The organism is Rathayibacter sp. AY2B7 (assembly GCF_002931635.1).
Taxonomy (GTDB): Bacteria; Actinomycetota; Actinomycetes; order Actinomycetales; family Microbacteriaceae; genus Rathayibacter.
The window spans coordinates 1-622 of the sequence record NZ_PSUC01000237.1 but is presented as its reverse complement, the minus strand read 5'-3'; the positions used below and the strand labels follow the sequence as shown (position 1 = coordinate 622).

The following is a 622-nucleotide window of genomic DNA, read 5'->3' as shown; positions in this document are numbered from 1 at the left end:
TGGGGGAGTGCGGACATGCTCGGGCGGCAGTCGTCCGCCCGAGCACGCGATCAGCGTGTGATCGGCGTCAGGAAACCCAGTACCCGCCGGATGCTCCGAGCACCACCTTCCCCTGCCGAACCGCATCGTCGATGGACTGAGCGACCAGACCGCGGATGTTGTCGGTCATGCGGAGGATTCCGAGAGAGGTCATCGTCGCCCTTACCAGGGCGTAGTGACCGATCCCGGGAGTCGCGCGAGCACACCTCGAGACGGCGTTCGCGGCCTCGAAGGGGTCGATGTGCTCGTAGATCCGGTCTACCCCGAGGTAGACACCCGTCCGAGCCCCGTCGTAGTCGTCGGGCCCGAGACCCGCAGGCCAGAGGAATCCCGGATCCGCCGGGCGCCGGAAGTGCTCGGGGAAGCAGTCGACGATGCTGTCGACCCGGGCTGTGCTGACCTTGTTCAGCTCGAAGGCCCCGGCGATGAGCTTGGCCGCGCGCGTCTCGTGGAGGGGCCCCTCCGCCTCGACCACCTCGGACACCAGCTCGGCGATGGCGCGGCGGGACGACTCTGCGGGGAGGGCGTTCAGCACGTCCTTCGACCCGACCACGCGTTCCCGCCAGGCGGTGTACGTCGTGAT

The 622-nt window shown here is 68.5% G+C and carries 1 protein-coding gene; it reads right to left on the bottom strand.

The genetic code is table 11. The features are described 5' to 3' along the window. Positions 1-67: 67 nt before the first annotated feature. Positions 68-622: DUF3320 domain-containing protein (locus tag C5C27_RS17625; protein WP_219813213.1), on the bottom strand; the 555-nt coding region annotated here is incomplete at its 5' end.